We start from the raw sequence: 1,332 nt of genomic DNA, 5'->3' as shown, positions 1-1,332 counted from the left end.
ATTGGGGTCGGCGCCGGCGGGGCGAGGGGGGGAGGGAAGGACGGCCCCGTCGCCCGCGGGAGGGCGGCGGGGCGCCCCCCACCGCCCGGGTGGGCGGGGCGGCCGGGAGCCGCCGCCGGGCGGTGGGCGGCGGCGGGCAGGGATCCGCCGCCGCGCCGGGGGTCCCGGCGCGGCGGCGGTGGGTGGTGCCGGGGTGGGTGGTGCCGGGGGTGGGTCAGCCGGCCCGGCGCAGCCGGCCGAGCATCCCGTTGAGATCCTGGACGAAGAGTTCGTGGCGGAAGTAGTGGCCGCCGGGCACCTCTCGCCACTCGTGCGGGATGCCCGCCCGGCCGAGCGCGGCCCGGAACTCGCGCTGGCCGGCGAGCACCTGGGTCTCGTTCACGGTGTCGAACCAGTTGATCGGGTCGGGTGAGGTGCCGGCGGCGAGGAAGATCCGCTTGTTGTGGTAGCTGCCGATGCGCTGGACGGGGTTGTCGGCGTTGACCCGGGCCTCGTCCCACAGGGGCGCGCCGTAGACGGTGCCGCCGCCGAGGTCGAGGGCGGCGGAGGTGACGTTGGCCCAGTGGACGACGAGACCGAAGTCGCGGCGCAGGCTGGCCGGGCCGGAGTGGGAGCTGACCGAGCAGAAGTGTCCGTAGTACTTCGCGGCGTACTTCAGCGCGCCGAAGCCGCCCATCGAGAAGCCGGCGATCGCGCGGCCGTTGTACTCCGGGAAGGTCCGGAAGTTCTGCTCGATCCAGGGCAGCAGCTGGGCGATGTGGAACGTCTCCCAGTTGCGGGGCCCGGTGTTGCTGTGTACGGGGTTGGAGTACCAGCCGGTCGAGGCGTCCGGCATGACGACGATGATCTCCCTGCCGGCGGTCAGGTTGATGATGTTGTCCTGCATGTGGAAGGTGCGGAAGTCCGCGTTGCCGCCGTGCAGCAGGTACAGCACCGGGTAGCGCCTGCCGCTGGTGTGGTAGCCGTCGGGGAGCAGGACGTTGACGGCCGGGTCCCACTGGATGGCGTCGGTGGCGAAGCGGTAGTACTGCAGGCGGCCGCCGTTCTCGTTGCGGTCGACGATGCGCAGGCCGTGCCCGTCGACGGCGGCACTCGCCGCCGACGGCGCGACGAGCGCGCCGGCGAAGGCCCCGGTCGCGGCGACTCCCGCCGCGCCGGTCAGGAGCCGCCGGCGGCTGAAGGGCCGGCGGGGGGCGGGGATGTTCTCCATTGGTCCTCCATCGGGACGTGTCGGTCGCGCCGTCACGGGTCGGTGACCCTTCGACGGGGTCAGAGGGTGGTTTCGCCGTTGAGGCCGAAGTAGTCGTGCCATTTGGTGGTGGGGTGGAAGGT

General features: G+C 73.0%; 1 protein-coding gene. It reads right to left on the bottom strand.

Annotated elements, in window-relative coordinates; genetic code table 11:
* Nucleotides 1-214 precede the first annotated feature (214 nt).
* Nucleotides 215-1,210 carry an alpha/beta hydrolase gene (locus V6V16_RS27685; protein WP_334566880.1) on the bottom strand — a complete coding sequence of 332 codons (996 nt, stop codon included), beginning with the start codon at nucleotides 1,208-1,210 and terminating at the stop codon, nucleotides 215-217.
* Nucleotides 1,211-1,332: the final 122 nt, after the last annotated feature.

It is taken from the genome of Micromonospora sp. CPCC 205561, from assembly GCF_036906775.1.
In the GTDB taxonomy this organism is placed as follows: Bacteria; Actinomycetota; Actinomycetes; order Mycobacteriales; family Micromonosporaceae; genus Micromonospora.
Note: the sequence above shows the minus strand (reverse complement) of the source record. Positions and strands in the feature narration are given on the sequence as shown.